Here is a 20,891-nt window from a genome sequence, read left to right as displayed (position 1 = left end):
AAATACTACCATTGCTTAAAATAAAGTCATAATGACAGAAAAATATTAAAACTGAGATTATAGCAAGAAAAAAAGGCAGAAGTTTATCTTCTGCCTTTTTTGAAAATTTTATTGTTTTTTATTTTTTCACTAATTTTTCAAGAGCTTCTTCAAGAGCTTTACCTCTTAAGTTTTTAGCAACGATAGTGCCTTTTCCATCTATTAAGAAGTTAGTTGGAATTGAATTTACGCCATATAATCTACTTCCTGCTGCACTCCATCCAAGTAAATCGCTTACGTGATAAGGCCAAACTAATTTGTCTTGAGTGATTGCACCTTTCCATCTATTCATGTCTTTATCTAAAGAGTAACTATAAATAGTAAAGCCCTTTCCGTTAGTAAAGTTTTTATCTTTATACTTATTGTATGCTGCTACAACTGCAGGGTTTTCTCTTCTGCATGGCCCACACCATGATGCCCAAAAATCTATTAAAACTAATTTTCCTTTTAATGAAGATAGTTTAATTTCTTTTCCTTCAGGATTGTTAAAAGCTAATTCAGGAGCTTTTGTTCCAATTGCTGGTCCACCTTGTTGTTTAAACATAAAACCAGCTGTAATTAAAATTATTGCTGATAGTATAATTGTTGCTTTAAATTTTTTTATTGTTTTCATAAATCTGTTTTTATATTTATTAAGATAAGACGATTGTTTTAGTCTTCCCTTACAATATTCGCTCCAATTGCATTTAACCTTTTATCAATGTATTGATATCCTCTATCTATTTGATGGATATTTGATATTGTACTTGTTCCTTCAGCAGATAAAGCAGCGATTAACAATGCTACACCAGCACGAATATCAGGCGATGACATAGAAGTTGCTCTTAATTTATATTCTCTATTAATTCCGATTACTGTTGCTCTATGAGGATCACATAAAATAATTTGAGCTCCCATATCTTTTAATCTATCAATAAAAAATAATCGACTATCAAACATTTTTTGATGAATTAAAACTGTACCACTTGCTTGTATAGCAGTTACTAGAATAATACTTAATAAATCAGGAGTAAAACCTGGCCAGGGGGCATCATATATAGTTGGTATCGAGCCATCAATCATTCGTTGAATTTCATATTTGGTTTGAGAAGGAATAAATATATTATCTCCTTTAATCTCAACTTGAATTCCTAAGCGTCTAAACGTTTCTGGAATTCGACCTAGCATATCAATTCTACAGTCTTTAATTGTAATTTCAGATTGAGTCATTGCTGCTAAACCAATGAAAGAACCTATTTCAATAAAATCGGGAAGTAAAGTATGCGTACAACCACCTAATTCTGTAACGCCTTCAATATTTAATAAATTTGAACCAACACCAGTAATTTTAGCACCCATACTAATTAGCATTAAGCATAGTTGCTGTAAGTAAGGTTCGCATGCTGCATTGTAAATGGTTGTTTTTCCTTTTGCCATTACGGCAGTCATTAAGATGTTAGCAGTACCTGTTACAGATGGTTCGTCTAGTAATAAATATTTACCTTCTAGATTGTCTGCTTTTAGTGTGTAAAATCCTGCTTTTGCATCATAACTAAATGTAGCTCCAAGTTTTGAAAAACCTAAAAAGTGAGTGTCAAGCGGTCGAGGTCCAATTTTGTCTCCGCCTGGTTTTGGCATATAAGCCTTCTTAAAGCGAGACAATAATGGTCCCATAATCATTACCGATCCACGAAGTGAAGCTGCTCTTGTTTTAAATTGCTCGCTTTGTAGGTATTCTAAATTTATTTCGTCAGAAGTGAATTCAACAGTTCCATTACCTAAACGATTAACTTTAACACCAAGTTCCTCTAAAAGGTCAATAAGAAAATTTACATCTCTAATATCTGGGAGGTTGTGTAGGGTCACTTTTTCGGGAGTTAATAAAACAGCACAAACAACTTGAAGCGCTTCGTTTTTAGCTCCTTGAGGCGTTAATTCACCTCTTAACTGATATCCTCCTTTAATTTTAAATGTACTCATCTAGTATCTTCTTTTTTTCTGGAAATGTTTTTTGTTATTGTTTTTGTTTTGATTAGCAGGGCGCTTCTTAGTGACTGTTTGAGCTAAAATTTCATTAGTTTGTGTCAATCTAAAATCATCAGGAACGGTTAAATTTCCCTTAGATAAATTTTTCAAATCAGAAATAATTAAACTATCATCTACAGAATCTCTATTCCATGTTAAATAAGACTTTTTCATAAGATTTGCAATAAGTTGAATTAATTCATTTTTCTCATCGCCATCTTCCATTTCTATTGCTTTAGCAATAATCGCTTCGGTGCTTTTCCCGTAATGCTTAAATCTAATTCTACTTTGTGGGTAGTCAAGTTTTTCAGGTTTCTTAAAGATTGTTTCTTTATCTGGAATAGGGTATGGGGAATCAACATCCAATTTAAAATCTGAGATAATAAAAATATGATCCCAAAGTTTGTGTTTAAAATCTGTAATATCTCTAAGGTGAGGATTTAGTTGCCCCATTACGTTAATTATTGCTTGAGCTACTTTGTTTCGTTCATTTCTATCTTCAACGGTAATTGCATGCTCAACCATTTTTTGAATATTTCTACCATATTCAGGAATAACCATATCTGGTCTTCGGGTGTTGTAATCTTTTTCTATTGGATTCATGTATAATTTTTAATCAACTCAACTTAAAATTTGAGTAGGATTTAAGCCAAAGGTAATTAATTTAAAATTTCGAGTTTGGCAAATTTTAATAAAAGTTGTTTTTTACCCGCTGAGATAAAGTTTATTGTCGCCTTTCCTGCATCAATAGATTCAACTAACCCTTGCCCAAATTTTTGATGTTGAACTCTTGTCCCTACGTTCAAGTCTAGGTTTGCGGCACTGTCTTGATTCGTTGAAATGTTAGGGGTTATTTTTTTAAGGTTTTTTGGTGTAGTATGAATTATTTTAGGAGGTTCATTTCGTTTAGGAGGTAGTGTGTTTTTTGGTTTAGAATAGTACCCGTTAGAACTACTAGTTTCATAATTGTTTTGTGATCTTGGTGCTTGGGTTGTTTCTGAGAACATGTATTCTAAACACTTGTCGTCAATTTCTTCTATGAAACGACTTGGTTCACAAAAAATTAAATTACCCCATTTGTATCTGCTAGCTGCAAAAGATAATACAGCCTCTTTTTCAGCTCGAGTAACCGCAACATAAAAAAGTCTTCGTTCCTCTTCTAAATCAATTCTGCTAGTTAAAGACATTTGAGATGGAAATAAGTTCTCTTCCATTCCAACAATATGTACATAAGGGAATTCAAGCCCTTTTGCTGAGTGAATCGTCATCAATGTTACTTTGTTTTTGTCTTCATCTTTTTCATTGTCTGCAGAAGTTAATAAAGCAACATCTTGTAAAAATTCTGTAAGACCCCTAGGAGTTACGTCTTCCTCAAACTCATTTTCGGTTTCAGTAAACTCTTTCAGTCCATTTAAAAGCTCTTGAATGTTCTCATATTTACTTATTCCTTCAGGAGTTCGATCACTGTAAAGGTCTTTTAGAATGCCAGAAGTTGATGCAATCTCATTACCTAGATCAAAAGCATTTTTAGCTTCAAGTTGAACTCTAAAACTATTCATCATTGAAACAAAACTTTGAATTTTTGATTGAGTTCCTGAATTTAAGCCAGTATTAAATTGATTTAAATTAGTAATGATAGTCCATAAATCAACATTGTTATTGTTCGCAGCAATGGTTAACTTATCAATAGTGGTATTTCCGATTCCTCTAGCTGGATAATTAATTATTCGCTTTAATGCCTCTTCATCTTGAGGGTTTACTATCATTCTGAAATAAGAAAGTAAATCTTTTATTTCCTTACGTTGATAAAAAGATAATCCGCCATATATTTTGTAAGGGATGTTTTTTCTTCTTAAAGCTTCTTCCATTGCTCTTGATTGAGCATTGGTACGATATAGAATTGCGAAATCATTATTTTTTGCTTGCTCACTTAGTTGTTTGTCGAAAATTAAATTGGCGACAATTTTTCCTTCCTCATTATCAGAAGCTGCTTTGTAAATTTTTATTTTACTACCTTCAATATTATCTGTAAAAACATTTTTTTCAATCTGCTCTTTGTTGTTTACTATAATACTATTTGCTGCAGCAACAATATTTTTAGTTGAACGGTAATTTTGCTCTAACTTGTAGGTTTTTACTTCAGGGTAGTCGTTTTTAAAATTTAATATATTTTGAATATTTGCCCCTCTAAATGCATAAATACTTTGTGCATCATCTCCAACAACACAAACGTTTTGCAAAACTGCACCTAGTTTTTTCACTATTAAATATTGAGAGAAGTTGGTATCTTGATACTCGTCAACTAAAATATATTTAAATCGATGTTGGTATTTATATAAAACTTCAGGAAAGTCTCTCAAAAGAACATTTGTTTTAAATAATAAATCATCAAAATCCATAGCACCAGCTTTAAAGCAACGCTCACTATAAATTTTATAAACTTCTCCTAATTTTGGTTTTGCCGATTGAGTATCTTCCGATTGTAAACTTGTATTATTAAGATAGGCTTGTGGAGTAATTAAATTGTTTTTTGCAGCAGAAATTCTACTTAAAACTAATCCAGGTTTATAAACTTTATCGTCAAGACCCTGTTCTTTCAAAATGCCTTTTATTAGATTTTTTGCATCTTGAGTATCGTAGATTGTAAAATTTGAAGGGTATCCTATTTTATCTGCCTCAGACCTTAGAATTCTTGCAAAAACAGAGTGAAAAGTTCCCATCCAGATGTTCCTTGCCTCAGAACCACCAACAATTTTTCCAATACGCTCTTTCATTTCTTGAGCAGCCTTGTTGGTAAAAGTTAATGCTAAAATATTAAAAGGGTCAATTCCTTTATTGATTATATGCGCAATTCGATAGGTTAAAACTCTTGTTTTTCCAGAGCCTGCTCCAGCAATAACCATTACTGGACCTTCAGTAGCTTGAACTGCTTGTCGTTGAGAAGTATTTAATTTTTCTAGGTAATCCATATTAGTAGCAAAGATACAATTATACTTTTTTGATTTTTTTTAAAAAAATAACTATTTTTTGCTAAAAAAGATTGATTGGCTGGTTTTTTTCGGTTGAAATAAAAAAGAGTAGTATATTTAGCTTGATAAATTTAATTTGAGTTTTTCGGATGGGCTGCACTATTAAGCATATAGAATATCATTTGTCTTCGCTAAAAGTAACAAACAAAGATTTGTCATTTGCTTTTCCAAATTACAGTGAAGATGAAATCTATAAAAAAATAGGTGTAAAGACTCGATTTAATACTGAAAAAAATATAATAGGTTCAGATTTAGCATTTTTAGCTGCTGAAGATTTGTTTAATAATTCTGATTACAAAAAAGCAGATGTTCAATTTCTTTTATTTTGTACCGAGGGACTGGATTATATTGCTCCAATGACCGCTTGTATATTGCAAGACAAGTTAGGATTAAACAATAATATTGGAGCACTTGATTTGCCAGCTGGTTGTTCGGGTTTTACGAATGCTTTAGGAATGGCAAAAGCCATTGTTGAAAGTGGTCAGTCAGACAATGTTTTACTTTTATTTGGTGATACCCCTGGATTAGTTTCACATCCCAATGATTTCCCTCTTAGAGCATTGTTTAGTGATGCTGGAGCAGCAGTATGGGTAGAAAAAACTGATTCAAATCAATTAGGTAACTTTGTTTATGGTGTTGATGGATCTGGAGCAAAACACTTGTTTGTTGATCATAGTTGTTTGCGAAATCCACCAAATGCTGATTGGCTTGAAGAAAATGCTGACGTGGGAGGAATGCCAAGAGGACAGATGAAAATGAATGGATTGGAAGTTTTTTCTTTTTCATTAAAAGAAGTTCCTTTGTTAGTTAATGCTATTTTAGAAAAAAACAAATTAAATTTTGAAGACATTGATTTATTTGTTTTTCATCAAGCGAGTAATATTATTTTAAAGTCTATACAAAAAAAGCTAAAGGTTTCTGATGAAAAAATGGCTTATTATATAGAAGATAATGGCAATACGGTTTCGGTTTCAATACCTTTAGCTTTAAAGAAGGCAGAAAGAGAAGGACGTATAAAAATAGGCAGTAAGGTTCTCGTAGCTGGTTTTGGGATTGGATTTTCTTGGAGTGGAACCGTTTTAAAGTATTAAAAATTTGAAATTTATGGGTATACAAGATTTAATAAAAAAACTAGAAAATGAGTTAGATGAAGTTGAGAATGGAAGTTTAACACCTGAGACTAGTATACGAGATGTTGAATGGTGGAGTTCTATGCACGCATTAGTTATTATTGCATTGATAGATACGGAGTATGATGTTGCGATTTCTGGTGCAGACTTAAAAACTATTTTTACTATTCAAGATATTTTTAATGTGATTCAAGAAAAGAAGAAGAATGGCTCAAATTAATATTCAAGGATTTCAAATTAGAGGTGTTAGTTCTGTTGTTCCTGAACATGAACTCTCTAATTTAGATTATGAATTATTGACTATGTCGGAGCGTAAAATGTTAATAAAAACTACTGGTATTGAAAAAAGAAGAGTTGCAAAAACTGGAGTGACAACTTCAGACCTTGCAATTCAGGCAGCTAATAAATTATTTGATAAATTAAAGTGGAAAAGGAATGAAATAGAAATACTTGTTTTTATTACACAGTCTAGAGATTATTATTTGCCTTCAACTGCAGTTGTTAGTCAAAACAAACTAAAATTACCTGTTTCTTGTATTGCTTTTGATGTAGGGCTGGGTTGTTCAGGTTATGTGTATGGTTTGTCAATTATTACTTCAATGATGAAGGCAGGTGGTTTAAAGAAGGGAATTTTGTTGGCTGGAGATGTTTCAACTGTTTCTTGTAATTACAAAGATAAAAGTGCCTATCCTCTTTTTGGAGATGCAGGTACTGCAACTTTTATAGAAAATACAGAAGGAACTAATAATTGGATTTTTGACTTAAATTCAGATGGCTCTGGAGAAGATGCTATAAAAATATACGATGGAGGAGTTAGGAATTTACCTAGTTTAGAATCATTTTTGGAAAAAGAATATTCAGGAGGTATTTTTCGTAATGGATTTAATTTGGCATTAAATGGATTGGATATTTTTAATTTTTCAGTAACTACTGTGCCTAAAGCTATTTTAAGTTTTTTGAATTTAAACTCAAAAACAACAGAGAGTTTTGATTATTTTATTATGCATCAAGCTAACCTGTTAATGAATGAAACCATTAGAAAAAAGTTAAAGTTTGATAAAGAAATAACTCCTTATTCTTTAAAAGATTATGGAAATACAAGTTCTGCGTCAATACCTTTAACTATGACAACAATGAAGGGGTTGAATAAAGAAGTATCATTATTGATTTCAGGGTTTGGTGTAGGATTATCTTGGGCAAATGCAATTATTGAAAATAATCCAATAGAATACTTACTTTTAAATAATTATGAAGATGAATAATTTTTTATTAGAAGGTAAGCATATACTGATTATTGGAGCTTCATCAGGAATAGGTTTAGAGCTGGTAAAATTATGCTTTGAAAAAAAAGCTAAATTAACGTTAACATCTCGAGATGTGAAAAAGTTAAAAACTGATCTAGGATTGTCTGAAAATGTAAAATATCTTGAGTTAGATGTTACAAATGAATATGAAATCAAATCTGCCTCAGACAAGATAGAGAAAGTTGATGGTGTAGTTTATTTGCCAGGAATAGTTAGTTTGTATCCTGTTCAATTTATCAATAAGAAGCATGTTGATTTAGTTAGAATGCCAATATTCGATGGCGCAGTATATCTAGTTTCATCATTGTTGCGGTCAAAAAGAATAAACAACGGGTCTTCAATGGTTTTTGTCTCTTCAATATCAAGTAGCTACCCATATAAAGGGGGGGCAATTTACACTTCCTCAAAAGCTGCATTGGAGACTTATAGCAAGACATTAAGTATTGAGTTGGCTTCCAAAAAGATAAGATCTAATTGCATAAAAGCAGGGTTGGTTGAAACAAAAATATTAGAGGATACAAGAGAAAATGTAGAGAAAGAAATTTATGATTATCATATAGAAAAATACCCTTTAGGTGTTGGAGAGCCATTAGATGTTGCAAATGCAATTTTCTTTTTATTATCTAACGCTTCTAAGTGGATAACAGGAACTGAAATTACTTTAGATGGAGGACTTACTGCAGGAGCATAAAATAGATTATTCTGTTATAATACCAGTATATAATGGTGAAGGGAGTATAGAGGAACTTTGTGATAAGTTGATTTCTTTTTTTGGGCCTTTGGAATATACTTTTGAATTGATTTTTGTTGATGATTACAGTAAAGATGGTTCTTGGGCAAAAATAATAAATTTAAAAAAGGAACATGCGCTATTTGTTAAAGGCTTAAGGTTAAGTAAAAATTTCGGACAACATATCGCCACTTGTGCTGGTTTTATTAAGTCATCAGGAAAATTCATTATCACAATAGATGATGATTTAGAAGTTAACCCGCAACAAATTCAATTGTTAATTGAAGAACAAATTAAAAGCAAAGCCGAAATTGTATATGGCATCTACTCTAATATTGAGCGTTCCTTAATTCGAAAATTATTCAAATTAATTTATCAAACAATTGCAAAAATAATTGAAGGGAGTGGAAGTGTAAAAGGCTCAAGCTTTCGGTTAATTAATACACAATTAGCAAAAAAAATAGCTACAGAAGCAACTCATCTCATTTTTATAGATGAAGTCTTTTTATGGTATACCAATGCTATAGTTTATGTTGATGTAAAACACAATAAAAGCAAAAGATCTAAATCTAATTATTCATTAATTAGCTTAATTAGACTAACTAACGATGTTGTTTTGTATTCATCATTATTCCCATTAAAAATGATTAAATATTTTGGATTCTTTTTTTCATTTGTCAATTTTGGGATAGGGTTTTTCTATCTTTCAAGAAAAATAATACAAGGAATAGCTGTTCCTGGATACACATCAATAATTGTTAGTATTTTATTTTCATCAGGTCTTATTATTTTTATACTTGGCGTGTTAGGCGAATATCTTAGTAAAATGTTTCAACTAATGAATAATCGACCAGTATACTCAATTGGTGAAGAAATATGATTTTCACATTAAATCAATATGGAATTTCTCTTAAAAGAATTAATAAAAACGACATTGAGTTAATTCGTAAATGGCGTAATCACCCAAATATTAGAAAGTATATGGGTTATAAAAAAAAGATTTCTGAAAAAGAACAAATTGAGTGGTTTAAAAAAGTTAACAATAGATTTAATTATTATTTTTTAATTATCATTAACGATAAACCAATTGGTGTAATTAATTGTAAAGATGTTAATATAAATGAAGAATATGGAGAGGGTGGAATTTTTATATGGGATGATGATTTTTTAAATACTCCTTACCCAATTTTTGCGTCACTAATTTTATTGGATTTTATTTTTAATGAATTAAAAATTGGTGACAAATCATTTGTTAGAATTTTACCAGAAAACACTAAAGCCATTAAATATAACAAAATGTTAGGCTATGTATTAATTCCAGGTCAAGAAAAATCAAAAAACCAATGGTATATTCTGACAAAAGAGAGTTATAACAAAAATGCTCAAAAACTTAGGTTGGCAGCAAAGAACTATACCGAAACGGATGGTTCTTTTTCTATTGTTGGAGAAAAAAGCGAAGCTAATATAGAAAAGATAAATGCATTACTTTAACTATCAAAATACCCTTGGCTCAACCATTTTTTCCATGTTGATTTATTTGCCATGCTTAATAAAAAAGGATCATCTATATTCTCAATTTTATAATTGCAAATTTCTTCTGAAGAATAAGGCATAGACGGGTTGGCTACATCTATCATTAATACCATTCTTGGTTTATCTGATAAATTCCAAGCTTCATGTATTTTACTATCATCAAAGGTGATAACTTTTCCCTCTTTCCATGAAGTTTCTTCATCTTCAACTTTAATTTTGCATAGTGTTAAAGAAGGCACTTCTAGAGCCAAATGATTTCGTAATACCATTTTAGTAAACCCCTTATGAGGAGATACTTTAGTATGTGGCTCTAATACAGAAAATTGAGCAGTAACTAAATTTGGTATTTTTTCTAGTAATTCAAATGTTTTAGGACAATTCTGGCAATGACCTAATTGCTTGATTCCAAAAAAAACAAATTCATAAGTCTTCCAGGCTTTATTTGTTTTTGAATCGACATAATGAGGGTGAGCTAAAAACCAATTACTTTTATAAAGTAGTTGATCATGATTGGAATATACATGCATTAACTCATCTTTTATAATTTTCCAATTTAACTCCAATAACTTTGTCCACTCAAAAAAGTCATGATGAAAATTTGATGCTTGATTCTCCATAGTTAATCACCTATTTAATAATTGATTTACCACTAAATATGCTATAATCTTAATTAATTATTATAAATTTGATTCTTATACCAAATTCAAGATTAAATGTAATTATTTTGGAACAATTAAAAGAAGAATGGTTTGCTTATTTTTCGTCTGAACACTATTCAGATTCACCTAATTTTTATTCTTCTGAATGTTTTGACTGGGCAAAAGCTATAGAGGCTAACTCAGATGAGATAGCTACAGAAATAACTCGAATAATCAACTCTGAAGATTTTACTCCTAAAGGTTATTTTATTAAAGGATTAACAGAGAAATCTGGCTGGAAAACATTTAGCTTTATAACTTGGGGGATAAGAATTAATAAAGCGCTAACATTAACTCCTGTTTTTAATAATTCTTTAGCTCAATTTCCTGAAATTGTATCCATATCGATTAATATTTTAGAAGCTGGAGAAAAAATTAAAGCTCATCACGGAGATTCAAATACTTTTTACAGATGTCATTTAGGAATAGATATTCCAGAAGGTTTGCCAAAATGTGGTTTTAGAGTAAATAACCAAGATGCTGAATGGAAAAACAACCAACTATTAATTTTTAATGACGCCAATAAACACGAGGCGTGGAATTTGTCTGATAAAAAAAGAGTAATTGTTGTTTTTGATGTAATTAGAAGTGAATATAAATATAAAAAAAAAGCTATTTGCTTAAAAATACGCTCTTTTCTAATTTTACAATTATTATTTGAACAATATTCTTTCATAAAAAAAATGCCTAAATGGATACATAAAATAATTAATTCAACCATATTTATTTTGCTATTTTTACTCTATCCATATCAAAAAAAACATGGTGTTATAAAAAAACATAATTGAATACTGACTTAAATAAAATATGGTTTTCTTTTTCTTCAAATGGTGCTTATAGTGGTAGCGAACCTCCTTTTTTTGATATTGAATATACTAGCTGGTATAAACTTTTAAAAGACAATTATTTGTCAATTCAAAAAGAATTATCAACCGCTGACGAAGAAAAATTCATTCCTTATTACAATAAAACATTTGCAAATCAACCTACTAATTGGAAAATACTGCCTTTTAAATTTTGGTTGTTGAATTATAAAAAGAATCAAAAAAAATTTCCGATTACCACCAAAATAATCAAACAGATACCCTATTTAGTTTCTGCATCTTTTAGTCAGCTTAGTAAACAAACTCAATTAAAACCTCATACAGGAGATTCAAATGCAATGTATAGAGTTCATTTACCGCTTTTAGTTCCAGCAAAATTACCTGACTGCGGATTTAAAGTACTTGATAATGAAGTATCATGGCATGAAGGTATCCCATTTGCTTTTTGTGATGCTCATCTTCATTTAGCTTGGAATAACACTAACGAAAAAAGAATAGTTTTAATATTAGACATTATCAGACCAGAATTCCAACATAAAACCAAATGGATTTCAGCACAAATGTTAGCTTCCCTTATAATTCAATATACATTACAGAAAACAGCAATACTGTACCATGTTCCAGCTTTTATGAGAAAATGGATGATGAATACTTTTGCCATACCTGTTTATGTGTTTACTAGAATACATTCTTTTATAAAAGAATGATTTGATTGTTGAAAATAGCAATATCGTCAATAATTATTACCTTTCAGCTAAAATTCAACTATCTTACTTAAAATAGAATGGATATTGTAGAAGTTAATTATATTATAGGGATTGGTCGCTCTGGTACTACATTACTAACTTCTATTTTAGGTGCTCACCCTGCAATTAATACTGTGCCAGAAAATTATTTCGTTACTTTCTTTTATAATTCATTTAAAAACAAAACTTGCTTTAAGACTTCAGACCTTATGCTTATACACGAATTTAATCTTTTATTTAACAGATTACAACCTTACATTGGTTATGATTATACTTTAACTAAAGAAGATGATTTTTTACAACAATCTTTTATTGGTAGTTACCATGAACTTTGTAAGCATTTCTATAATTTTTTTAAACACAAAACAAATAATTCTGTTAATGCACCAATAATTATAGATAAAAATCCTTCTAACACACTTTATTGCGAAAAATTATTAAAATTAAACCCTAATGCAAAATTTATATTTATTACCCGAGATTATCGTGCAAATATTTTATCAAGAATAGAAAGTATACATATACGACCTCCTTCGGTAGTTTATAATGCCATACGATGGAATTATTTTACGAATAAAGCCTTAAAGTTTGAAAAACAACATCAAAATCAAGTGTTAAGAATAAAATACGAAGAATTAGTAAGCCATCCTGAACATACATTAGACCGAATATTTTCCTTTTTAAGGATAGAAAAATATTCGAAAAGCCACTTGCAGATGAGTGAAGAACAAGCAATAGTTGATGATTTAACAAACCATTATTCAGAACGACTTAATAAGAAATATGGCGACTTAATAAAGCCTATAAACACAAGTAGGTTAGATAGTTGGAAAAAAAACCTTGCCTATGAGCAACTAATTTTAAGTGATTATATTTGCAATGGATTTGGTGAAAAGCTTGGCTATAAACCTCAATCTAATATAGCTGTGTTAAAAAAAATAAGTTTATTCATTAAAACAATTCACTTAAGATATATCTTGTTAATTGAACAAATAAAGGATGAAACTACCTTCTATTTGCCTATAAAATTTAAAGTAGATAGGTTTAAAAAACATATTGAACGAATCGAAAGAGTAAGGAATGGAACAAAAAAAAAATAACTTAGATATTACTCCCTGCTTTATTGTTGGAATAGGAAGGTCGGGAACAACATTACTTACTGATATGTTGAACGGCAATCCATCCATTTCGGCTGCTCCCGAAAATAATTTCATATTATTTGGGAAAGACCTTTCATCCCTTTCTGGCAACAAATTAATTACTGAATTTAAAACGCTTTTTAAATTAAATCATAACCATACACAAAGCATTTGGAAGCCAGATTTAAGCTTTTTGGAAAAATATGATTTAAATGAACCCCACATTAGTTATCAAGATCTTTGTAAGGAGGTTTACCTCAATAATAATTTAGCTAAAGATAAAAATCTAATAAAAGTATTTGTTGATAAGAATCCCGTTTATAGTCTTTATGTTAAGAATTTAATTACACTTTTTCCTGATGCAAAATTTATAATATTAACACGCGATTATAGAGATAACATAGTATCAAGAAGAACCCACACAGAAGGTACAATAAGTAAGCTTATGGTTTCTTATGCTGCTTCATGGAACTTGTATTATAAATCAATACTAAAATATGAACAAAAATTCCCCAATAAGTTTACGAGAGTCAAGTATGAAAACATTGTAAATAAACCAAAAGAAACATTGAATAAAATTACAGACTTTTTAAATATTGCTTTTGATGAACAAATGCTGCATAACCATGAGAATTCAGTTATGAAAAAGTTTGAAAAAGCAGACTTACCTCAAGCAGCAAAAGACAAAATAATTGAGATGCATAATCGACTAAAAATGCCTTTAAATAATGAAAGAATTAATTATTGGGAAAATAAATTTTCTGCACTAGATTTAATTTTAATAGAAACCATTTGTTCTAAAACCGCGAAAGAGTTTGATTACTTGAGCTTTTCAAAAGCTACTTTAGTAGAAGAAATTTGGGCTTATCTTAGAATTATAACAATTTACCCTTTATTCAGACTTTCTGTTGCAATATATTATTGTTCTTATTATAATCTTCCGTATAAATTGAAAAAAAATATTTTTAAAAGTAAATATGGGGTTTAATACCATATGGTACATATTATTTTTGCCTTTAGTTGTATTTGCATATTATTCAATCAATCATAAATATCGGTGGACATTATTATTATTAGCTAGTTACTTTTTTTATGGTTTTTCTGAACCTACGTTTTTGTTATTAATGTGCAGTATAACATTAATAGCCTATTTTACAGGATTCATACTTAATAACAAAAAATCCAAAACGATTCTTACTTTAAGTGTAGTTTTAGTACTCTCTCATCTATTGTTTTTTAAATATTTTGAGTGGTTTTATCAAGTTCTAAGTGATACAATAACATTGTTTACACCAAATAAAAATACAATCAATTGGTCTTTTAGAAGCCTAATATTACCTATTGGTATTTCTTTTTATACTTTTCAGGGTGTTAGTTATATTGTTGATGTGTATAAGGAAAGAATAAAGAGAGAAACTCATTTAGGGCATTTTGCTCTTTATATATCATTTTTTCCTCAATTAGTTGCTGGGCCAATAGAATCTCCTGGGTTTTTAATTCCCCAATTTAAAAATAAAGTAACTTTAAGCTGGATCAATTTTTCTGAAGGAAGTAAATTAATTCTTTTAGGTTTTTTTAAAAAGATAGTTATTGCAGATAGTCTGGTAATTTTTGTGGATAATGTTTTTAAGCGATTAGATTCACCTGAAACTAAAGGATTCGAAGTTTATCTTGCAATTGTTGGTTTTGCCTACTATGTTTACATAGACTTTTCTGCTTATTGTGATATTGCTTTGGGTTCTGCAAGATATTTTGGAGTTGAATTAAGTCAAAACTTTTTTAAACCTTTTTCATCAATAAATGTGAGAGAGTTTTGGCGAAGATGGCACGCTACTTTATCTATTTGGGTTAAAAACTATCTTTTCATTCCTATGGGAGGTGTTGTAAAAAACAATAATTTAAAAACACTTTTTAATGTGCTCTTTGTTTTTATTGTTATTGGATTATGGCATGGTGCATCTTACAATTTTTTCTTTTTTGGTCTGATGGCTGGTATTTATATGATTATAGATGCATCAACTAAGAATTTACGTTACAAATTTTTTAATAGAATTAATTTTACTAATGATAAATTAATTCCTCGATTTATATTTAAATTCGTTACATTTTCTTCATTTCTATCTGTAGCAATATTTGCTCGAATAACAGATTTTAATGATCTCTCTATAATTATTAAAAAATTACTTCATTTTTTTAGTGATTTTAATTTCAAGATAGATGCATTTATTGTTGTAGGGGCAACTTTTTTTATAACTGAAGGTATTAATTATTTCTCAAAAAATGGAAAATTTCATCCTTTTGACAGCATAAAAAACAGCTACTTTAGAGTTAGTTTTTATGTCGTTATAATATTTACTATTTTAATTTTTTCAGTTAATGAAAGTGCTAATTTTTATTACTTTAGATTTTAATGACTAACAGACGTAAAATAAAAGTTTTTGTAATCACATTTTTGCTCCTTCATTTAGTATTGTTAGTTGTGTTTTTTATAATCACATCAGAAACAAGCGCTTTAGTTAAAGATCAAAAAAAAATTGAAAGTCTAAAAGAAGCTCCAAAGTTCTTATTTACAGGAGACTCTCATCCAAATAGGTGTATTGAAGAACGAAATATAAAAAATTCATTTAACCTATCATTTTATGGTGAAAACCCAATTCTTACTCATTTTCGATTAAAATATTTACTTGAACGGTTACATATAAAACCTAAATACATTTTTTTACAAGCTGACATTACTAGGTTTTCTGCGGACTATTTTAATCGTAACGAAAATTATTTTTTTTATGGAAAATATATAGACTACAAAGAACTTTTAGATGCTGAAATAATTAATCATGAAAGATATTTAAAGTCTATAGCATATCTTATTTTTCCATATATAGAACTAAAAACTGTATTAAAAAAAAATAATATGGTTAAAATCAAAAAAGGTAAACAGAAATTTTCTGACTTTTCTTCAATACAAAAGCAAATTAATACAGAGCTATTTATTAAGCACAAGTTATTATCTAACAATCCAAAAAACCTATATTATGAAGATGCTTTAATCTTTTTTAGAAAGACCATTGAACTATGCCAATCTCATCAAATAAAAGTTATAGGGATTAAATATCCTGTAACCGATTATTATTTAAATACTCTTAAACAGTTTTGTGGAGAAAATATGCTGAGTAATCCACCTCAAGATAAAATCTTATTAGAATATAATATTCCTATTTGGGATTTTGAAGGCCAATATTTAGATAGATATGATTATTTTTTTGACTCCCATCATATGAATGAAGATGGGAAAACTGATTTTACAACAGTCTTAAAAAACAAAATTAATAAAGAATTTAATGAAAAATAGAATTTATACTTTTACCTAAAATGAAACTAAATTTATCCACATTTACTATTCGAAAGATTTATATTTTATTTACTATTTTAGTTTTTGTAATCTATGGGAATTCAATTAATAATGAGTATGCATTAGATGATAATATTGTTGTTGATGGAAATAAATTGGTAGAAGGTGGAATCGCTGCACTTCCTGAAATTTTCACTTCAAGATATTCAACTGATGATAAACAGTCATATGATTATAGGCCAGTTGTAATTGCTTCATTTGCAATAGAAAAACAATTTTTTAATAAATTACCTCCTTTCCAAACAAAAGAGCAAAAAAAGAAAAAAGATAAGTTAACACAAGCTAATATTAGCCACTTTGTAAACGTACTTCTTTATGCATTAACAGGGGTTATTCTTTTAATTGTTTTACAAAAAATCTTATACGAACAATCTATTATAGTGCCTTTAGCTATTACCCTACTATTTATGTTACATCCTTTGCATACGGAAGTAGTTAGTAGTATAAAAAACAGGGATGAAATTATCGTTTTTTTTATGGTATTGCTATCCATAAACAATTTTATAAAATATACACAACAAGCAGAAATTCGTTATTTAGTCTATGCATTGTTATGTATGATTATAGCATTGTTTACTAAAAATACAGCAATGATTATTGCTCCACTAGTACCTATGACCTTATATTTTATAAAGGCTCAAAAAAAATACTTCACCATATCCATTATTTCAATCCTTGTTTTTTTTGTGGCTATAAAAATTACTCAAAAAATGCTAGTAGATGGAGAAAATCAATTAAGATTATTTAAATATTTTGAGCATCCATTAATGCATGAACCATGGTCTATGAAAAGAATTTCATCTAGTTTATACTGTAATTGGTTTTATTTTAAGAGTTTAATTTTTCCTAAAGACATGGCCTTTTATTACGGATATAATCAAATACCAATAGCAACATGGTCATTTTGGCAAGTATGGGTTTCTTTATTTATAACATTAGGAGGTGGGTTTTATGGCTTATATTCATTTCTTAAAAGAGAATATTTAGGTCTGGGAATATTAATATGTTTAGGAGTGATGATGGGGGTAAATAATTCATTGATACTCTTACCTGGAATAGTTGCAGATAGATTTACTTATATGTTATCATTAGGATTTTGTATTGTTTTGGTATGGGGGATTTCAAAAATTTTAAAGTTAGATTTTTCAGAAATAAAAAACCACAATCATAAAATTCCTACTAAGTTTTTATGGACTATTTTAGTAATAGGATTGTTTTATTCAGGGAGAACAATTGCAAGAAATCCTGATTGGCATGATTATTTAACTTTGTATGAACATGATATTGATTATGTCTCTGAATCTGCAAAGGCTCATGCTCTAATTGCAAACACATATTATACACAAGTTGCGAGAGAATTTAAGAAAAACCCTGGAAACCCATCATTGGGTAAAGATGTTCAAAAACTTATTTATCATTACAAAGAAGCAGTTAGAATTGATACAACTTATTACACAAGCTTAAATAATTTAGGATCTGTTTATTTAAATTTTAAACGAGACTATTCATCGGCTATAAAATATTGTGAAAAAGCATTGATTTATAATTCTAACTATGTTGAAGCGTATTTTAATTTAGCCTTTTCTTACAATGCAATTGGAAATTACGATGCCTCCATAACTAATATTAAAAAAATAATAGAAATTAAACCAGATTATTTAAATGTTTACGATTTACTCAATAGTGTTTTAACCAAGAATAATAAAACAATTGAAGGAATTGAACTTTTAAATGATTTAGCTGAAGAATCTGTTAGGCCTAAATTCATATATGTTAATATTGGTAATTTATATTCTTCATTAGGCGATGGTTATTACGATGTTGCTTTAGATTACTTTGTTAAGGCATATCAAGAAGATAACTCAGATATCCAGTTGTGCAATCATATTTTGGTCCTAAGTAATCGATTAGGAAAGCAGAATATCTATCAAGAATATTTAAAATATTGTAAATAGAATTACTTTTATTTTATTAATAAAGCTATTGTGTTATATATTTAACAAAACACTCCTTTTTCTTAGTATTTTTTAATTTTAAAATAGTTAGTGCAACCTTTTTCTTAAAATTGCCGTTAATTGTGTTTAGGCAGTTTGTCGATATTTTAACAAGTATTATCGATATATTGTTTATTTTTATCAGGTTTTAGTCAAGTAAAACATTTATCAAACTCATCATATATCAAACTCATCATATTATGAAATTAACTTTTACTATTGCATCCATTTTCTTTATCAGTTTTTCTGCAACTGTAAATGCGCAAACAACCAGTAAACAAGAAAAAAAAGTAATTAAACCCACGCATATAGATAGGCAATCGCCTCGAATAACTACTTCTACAAGACCTATTTTAAAGAGTAGTAATGCCCAATCAAAAAGTGTTAATGGAGGAATTGTTGTCGGAGAAGGTAAATACTTAACATTTACTAAAAAAATTATGGAAAAATCGGTTACAGGTCAAATTCCTGATGGTTTTCCTAAGCATATAAAAGGGCAATCTGAAGATCAATATATTCAAATAATGAAAACTTGGTCAAAAAATAATTTAGACAAAATAAAAGAAAAATATAGAGCTGAAGCAGCTCAATAAAATGCGATCCTCTGTAAATCATAAAATTATGAGAAAAATATACCACTTATTAGCATTTACTTTTTTTATATTGGTAAATGTATTTAATTCAACTACTTATGCTCAGGGCACTTATTGTGTTGATGCAGATCCTTTTTGTACGGGAACTACCTATACTTTCCCTAATACTTATGGTTCATCCGAAGCTTCAACCTTAGACCCTGGGAATAATTATGGTTGTTTATCAGATCAGCCTAATCCAGCCTGGTATTATATGGAAGTTAGTACTGCAGGAAATATTGATATTTTTATTGAGCAATTTGATAATACAGGAGGAGGTCTGGATGTAGATTTTATTTTGTATGGACCTTATGCTAATTTGCCTGAAGCCATTAGTTATTGTGGAGATCATGGTAATGCTTCTACTGCTGCCGATCCTAATCAAATTGTGGATTGTAGTTTTGCTCCAGATCCTACCGAAACAGCAAATATTACAGGAGCTCAAGTAGGAGATGTGTATTTAATGTTAATTACAAATTATTCTGATGATCAAGGTACAATTTCGTTTTCTCAAACTGGAGGTTCTGGCGCTACTAATTGTAGTATTGTTTTTCCACCAAGTTGTGGAACAGTTGATTTTCATGCTGAAGAAAGCGTATCTCCTTACAATACTATTAGTCCTTTTCCATCTTCAATGAATTGTGAAGATGATTTTATCTATTTAGTAGCAAATGATTCTGCTACAGCTGGTGGTTATATTACACCTGCACTTCATTTTGAATTTACACCTACAAATGATGCTAATGATTATGTTTCAATATATTCAGGAGGAACTGGAGCTTTAGGTTCAGGAACATTAATTTATAATGGGCCATTAACTAATGGAACAGTTTTAACTGTTTATGGAGATCATTTAAGTCCAACTACTGATTATTATGTTGAAATATGTGATGAAACTAGTGTTGATTACTATATTTACGATGGAGGGACAGGAGTAATATTTGATAATGGTACTGATGCATCAGGAAATGGGTGTACTCGTTTGGGGCCTTATTCTCCTTCTGGTAATGCTACTTGGGCTACTAATGCTCCTGGAGGTTCTGTTGGAGCTAATGATGCAGGTTATGCATATTTTGATCCGGTAATTTCTGGGCCAGGAACTTATGATTTTACTTACTATTGGAATTTAGGAGGTTGTAATGATTCTTTAACTAAAACGATTACAGTTACTAATCCTTATTCATTTACAAGTTTGTCTTATTCTACAATTTGTAAATCTACTGGAGGTTCAGTTAACCCAACATTAGTTGGTACGGCAGGAGGAGCATATTCTTCTGGAACATTAGGAGCGTCTTTAAATACGAGTACTGGTGTAATCAATGTCGCTACTGCACCTGTCGGGATTCATACAATTAATTACAGCGTAGGCACCATGCCTTGTGGAGCTTCAGGCTCAGGTACAATTAATATTCTACCAGATATGGGAGTAGGTGCTGCTTCTAGTTCACCTTCTTTATGTTTTGATGCAACTATTAATCCCAATATAACTCACACAACTACAGGATCTACTGGAATAGGAGCTGCTACAGGTTTGCCAGCTGGTGTAAGCGCAAACTGGTCAGGAGGAACCATTACGATTAGTGGAACACCAACTACCGGAGGAGTTTTTACTTATTCTATTCCTTTAACAGGAGGATGTGGGACAGTTAATGCTACTGGTACTATTACTGTTCTTCCTGA

19 protein-coding genes and 1 pseudogene are annotated in these 20,891 nt (G+C 29.8%); 15 read left to right on the top strand and 5 right to left on the bottom strand.

The window, feature by feature from the left end:
• Nucleotides 1-118: 118 nt before the first annotated feature.
• The 4 genes from FRY74_RS10520 to FRY74_RS10505 are packed head-to-tail and all read right to left on the bottom strand — an operon-like array spanning nucleotide 119 to nucleotide 5,012.
• Nucleotides 119-652: a TlpA family protein disulfide reductase gene (locus tag FRY74_RS10520; RefSeq protein WP_147101288.1), complete on the bottom strand. Its 534-nt coding sequence runs from the start codon at nucleotides 650-652 to the stop codon at nucleotides 119-121.
• A 38-nt stretch (nucleotides 653-690) separates the two neighbouring features.
• Nucleotides 691-1,998, bottom strand: a complete 1,308-nt coding sequence (gene murA / locus FRY74_RS10515) for a UDP-N-acetylglucosamine 1-carboxyvinyltransferase (RefSeq protein WP_147101286.1) — start codon at nucleotides 1,996-1,998, stop codon at nucleotides 691-693.
• The gene (locus FRY74_RS10510) at nucleotides 1,999-2,646 is read right to left on the bottom strand and encodes a DUF4290 domain-containing protein (protein ID WP_147101284.1); all 648 of its coding nucleotides are present in this window, start codon (nucleotides 2,644-2,646) and stop codon (nucleotides 1,999-2,001) included. It lies immediately after the preceding gene.
• A 56-nt stretch (nucleotides 2,647-2,702) separates the two neighbouring features.
• Nucleotides 2,703-5,012, bottom strand: a complete 2,310-nt coding sequence (locus FRY74_RS10505; RefSeq protein WP_147101282.1) for an ATP-dependent helicase — start codon at nucleotides 5,010-5,012, stop codon at nucleotides 2,703-2,705.
• 149 nt (nucleotides 5,013-5,161) lie between these two features.
• On the opposite strand from FRY74_RS10505, the gene FRY74_RS10500 reads away from it, so the two are divergent.
• Genes FRY74_RS10500 through FRY74_RS10475 form a run of 6 tightly spaced genes read left to right on the top strand, consistent with a single transcriptional unit; the run spans nucleotide 5,162 to nucleotide 9,727 of the window.
• A complete protein-coding gene (locus FRY74_RS10500; protein WP_147101280.1) occupies nucleotides 5,162-6,163 on the top strand; it encodes a 3-oxoacyl-ACP synthase III family protein in 1,002 nt (333 codons plus the stop codon).
• Between the two features lie 13 nt (nucleotides 6,164-6,176).
• Nucleotides 6,177-6,422, top strand: a complete 246-nt coding sequence (locus FRY74_RS10495; protein WP_147101277.1) for an acyl carrier protein — start codon at nucleotides 6,177-6,179, stop codon at nucleotides 6,420-6,422.
• A complete protein-coding gene (locus FRY74_RS10490; RefSeq protein WP_147101274.1) occupies nucleotides 6,409-7,464 on the top strand; it encodes a 3-oxoacyl-ACP synthase III family protein in 1,056 nt (351 codons plus the stop codon). The genes FRY74_RS10495 and FRY74_RS10490 overlap by 14 nt, the downstream gene beginning before the upstream one ends.
• Nucleotides 7,457-8,197, top strand: a complete 741-nt coding sequence (locus tag FRY74_RS10485) for an SDR family NAD(P)-dependent oxidoreductase (protein WP_170228009.1) — start codon at nucleotides 7,457-7,459, stop codon at nucleotides 8,195-8,197. Before FRY74_RS10490 ends, FRY74_RS10485 begins: the two co-directional genes overlap by 8 nt.
• Nucleotides 8,172-9,116, top strand: coding sequence for a glycosyltransferase (locus FRY74_RS10480; RefSeq protein WP_147101269.1), 945 nt, complete (start codon nucleotides 8,172-8,174; stop codon nucleotides 9,114-9,116). The genes FRY74_RS10485 and FRY74_RS10480 overlap by 26 nt, the downstream gene beginning before the upstream one ends.
• Nucleotides 9,113-9,727, top strand: coding sequence for a GNAT family N-acetyltransferase (locus FRY74_RS10475; protein ID WP_147101266.1), 615 nt, complete (start codon nucleotides 9,113-9,115; stop codon nucleotides 9,725-9,727). The genes FRY74_RS10480 and FRY74_RS10475 overlap by 4 nt, the downstream gene beginning before the upstream one ends.
• Here the strand turns inward: FRY74_RS10475 and FRY74_RS10470 are convergent.
• Nucleotides 9,724-10,386: an aspartyl/asparaginyl beta-hydroxylase domain-containing protein gene (locus FRY74_RS10470; protein ID WP_147101263.1), complete on the bottom strand. Its 663-nt coding sequence runs from the start codon at nucleotides 10,384-10,386 to the stop codon at nucleotides 9,724-9,726. The genes FRY74_RS10475 and FRY74_RS10470 overlap by 4 nt on opposite strands.
• 107 nt (nucleotides 10,387-10,493) lie before the next feature.
• Between FRY74_RS10470 and FRY74_RS10465 the strand changes: the two genes are divergently transcribed.
• The 9 genes and pseudogenes from FRY74_RS10465 to FRY74_RS10425 form a co-directional block, all read left to right on the top strand.
• Nucleotides 10,494-11,255, top strand: coding sequence for an aspartyl/asparaginyl beta-hydroxylase domain-containing protein (locus FRY74_RS10465; protein WP_170228008.1), 762 nt, complete (start codon nucleotides 10,494-10,496; stop codon nucleotides 11,253-11,255).
• Entirely contained in the window at nucleotides 11,252-11,998 is a 747-nt protein-coding gene (locus FRY74_RS10460; RefSeq protein ID WP_147101259.1) for an aspartyl/asparaginyl beta-hydroxylase domain-containing protein, read from the top strand. The genes FRY74_RS10465 and FRY74_RS10460 overlap by 4 nt, the downstream gene beginning before the upstream one ends.
• A 77-nt stretch (nucleotides 11,999-12,075) precedes the next feature.
• Nucleotides 12,076-13,137, top strand: a complete 1,062-nt coding sequence (locus FRY74_RS10455; protein ID WP_147101256.1) for a sulfotransferase family protein — start codon at nucleotides 12,076-12,078, stop codon at nucleotides 13,135-13,137.
• On the top strand, nucleotides 13,118-14,164 hold the full coding sequence (locus tag FRY74_RS10450) for a sulfotransferase family protein (protein ID WP_147101254.1): 1,047 nt from the start codon (nucleotides 13,118-13,120) through the stop codon (nucleotides 14,162-14,164). The genes FRY74_RS10455 and FRY74_RS10450 overlap by 20 nt, the downstream gene beginning before the upstream one ends.
• Nucleotides 14,154-15,587: an MBOAT family O-acyltransferase gene (locus FRY74_RS10445; protein WP_147101251.1), complete on the top strand. Its 1,434-nt coding sequence runs from the start codon at nucleotides 14,154-14,156 to the stop codon at nucleotides 15,585-15,587. The genes FRY74_RS10450 and FRY74_RS10445 overlap by 11 nt, the downstream gene beginning before the upstream one ends.
• Nucleotides 15,587-16,525, top strand: a complete 939-nt coding sequence (locus tag FRY74_RS10440) for a hypothetical protein (protein ID WP_147101248.1) — start codon at nucleotides 15,587-15,589, stop codon at nucleotides 16,523-16,525. Before FRY74_RS10445 ends, FRY74_RS10440 begins: the two co-directional genes overlap by 1 nt.
• Nucleotides 16,526-16,545: 20 nt before the next feature.
• Nucleotides 16,546-18,540, top strand: coding sequence for a tetratricopeptide repeat protein (locus tag FRY74_RS10435; RefSeq protein ID WP_147101246.1), 1,995 nt, complete (start codon nucleotides 16,546-16,548; stop codon nucleotides 18,538-18,540).
• A 239-nt stretch (nucleotides 18,541-18,779) separates the two neighbouring features.
• Nucleotides 18,780-19,172, top strand: coding sequence for a hypothetical protein (locus FRY74_RS10430; RefSeq protein WP_147101243.1), 393 nt, complete (start codon nucleotides 18,780-18,782; stop codon nucleotides 19,170-19,172).
• Nucleotides 19,173-19,200: 28 nt separating this feature from the next.
• Nucleotides 19,201-20,891 (top strand): annotated as a pseudogene (locus FRY74_RS10425) (hypothetical protein); the annotation flags it as partial.

Source organism: Vicingus serpentipes (assembly GCF_007993035.1).
Classification (GTDB): Bacteria; Bacteroidota; Bacteroidia; order Flavobacteriales_E; family Vicingaceae; genus Vicingus; species Vicingus serpentipes.
The sequence above is the reverse complement of the archived record's forward strand: the minus strand, read 5'-3'. Positions and strand labels throughout refer to the sequence as shown.

Bases quoted from the DNA above. Each gene is read 5' to 3' on its own strand.
- FRY74_RS10520 (WP_147101288.1), bottom strand. From the start codon at position 652: ATGAAAACAATAAAAAAATTTAAAGCAACAATTATACTATCAGCAATA.
- murA (WP_147101286.1), bottom strand. From the start codon at position 1,998: ATGAGTACATTTAAAATTAAAGGAGGATATCAGTTAAGAGGTGAATTA.
- FRY74_RS10510 (WP_147101284.1), bottom strand. From the start codon at position 2,646: ATGAATCCAATAGAAAAAGATTACAACACCCGAAGACCAGATATGGTT.
- FRY74_RS10505 (WP_147101282.1), bottom strand. From the start codon at position 5,012: ATGGATTACCTAGAAAAATTAAATACTTCTCAACGACAAGCAGTTCAA.
- FRY74_RS10500 (WP_147101280.1), top strand. From the start codon at position 5,162: ATGGGCTGCACTATTAAGCATATAGAATATCATTTGTCTTCGCTAAAA.
- FRY74_RS10495 (WP_147101277.1), top strand. From the start codon at position 6,177: ATGGGTATACAAGATTTAATAAAAAAACTAGAAAATGAGTTAGATGAA.
- FRY74_RS10490 (WP_147101274.1), top strand. From the start codon at position 6,409: ATGGCTCAAATTAATATTCAAGGATTTCAAATTAGAGGTGTTAGTTCT.
- FRY74_RS10485 (WP_170228009.1), top strand. From the start codon at position 7,457: ATGAATAATTTTTTATTAGAAGGTAAGCATATACTGATTATTGGAGCT.
- FRY74_RS10480 (WP_147101269.1), top strand. From the start codon at position 8,172: ATGGAGGACTTACTGCAGGAGCATAAAATAGATTATTCTGTTATAATA.
- FRY74_RS10475 (WP_147101266.1), top strand. From the start codon at position 9,113: ATGATTTTCACATTAAATCAATATGGAATTTCTCTTAAAAGAATTAAT.
- FRY74_RS10470 (WP_147101263.1), bottom strand. From the start codon at position 10,386: ATGGAGAATCAAGCATCAAATTTTCATCATGACTTTTTTGAGTGGACA.
- FRY74_RS10455 (WP_147101256.1), top strand. From the start codon at position 12,076: ATGGATATTGTAGAAGTTAATTATATTATAGGGATTGGTCGCTCTGGT.
- FRY74_RS10450 (WP_147101254.1), top strand. From the start codon at position 13,118: ATGGAACAAAAAAAAAATAACTTAGATATTACTCCCTGCTTTATTGTT.
- FRY74_RS10445 (WP_147101251.1), top strand. From the start codon at position 14,154: ATGGGGTTTAATACCATATGGTACATATTATTTTTGCCTTTAGTTGTA.
- FRY74_RS10440 (WP_147101248.1), top strand. From the start codon at position 15,587: ATGACTAACAGACGTAAAATAAAAGTTTTTGTAATCACATTTTTGCTC.
- FRY74_RS10435 (WP_147101246.1), top strand. From the start codon at position 16,546: ATGAAACTAAATTTATCCACATTTACTATTCGAAAGATTTATATTTTA.
- FRY74_RS10430 (WP_147101243.1), top strand. From the start codon at position 18,780: ATGAAATTAACTTTTACTATTGCATCCATTTTCTTTATCAGTTTTTCT.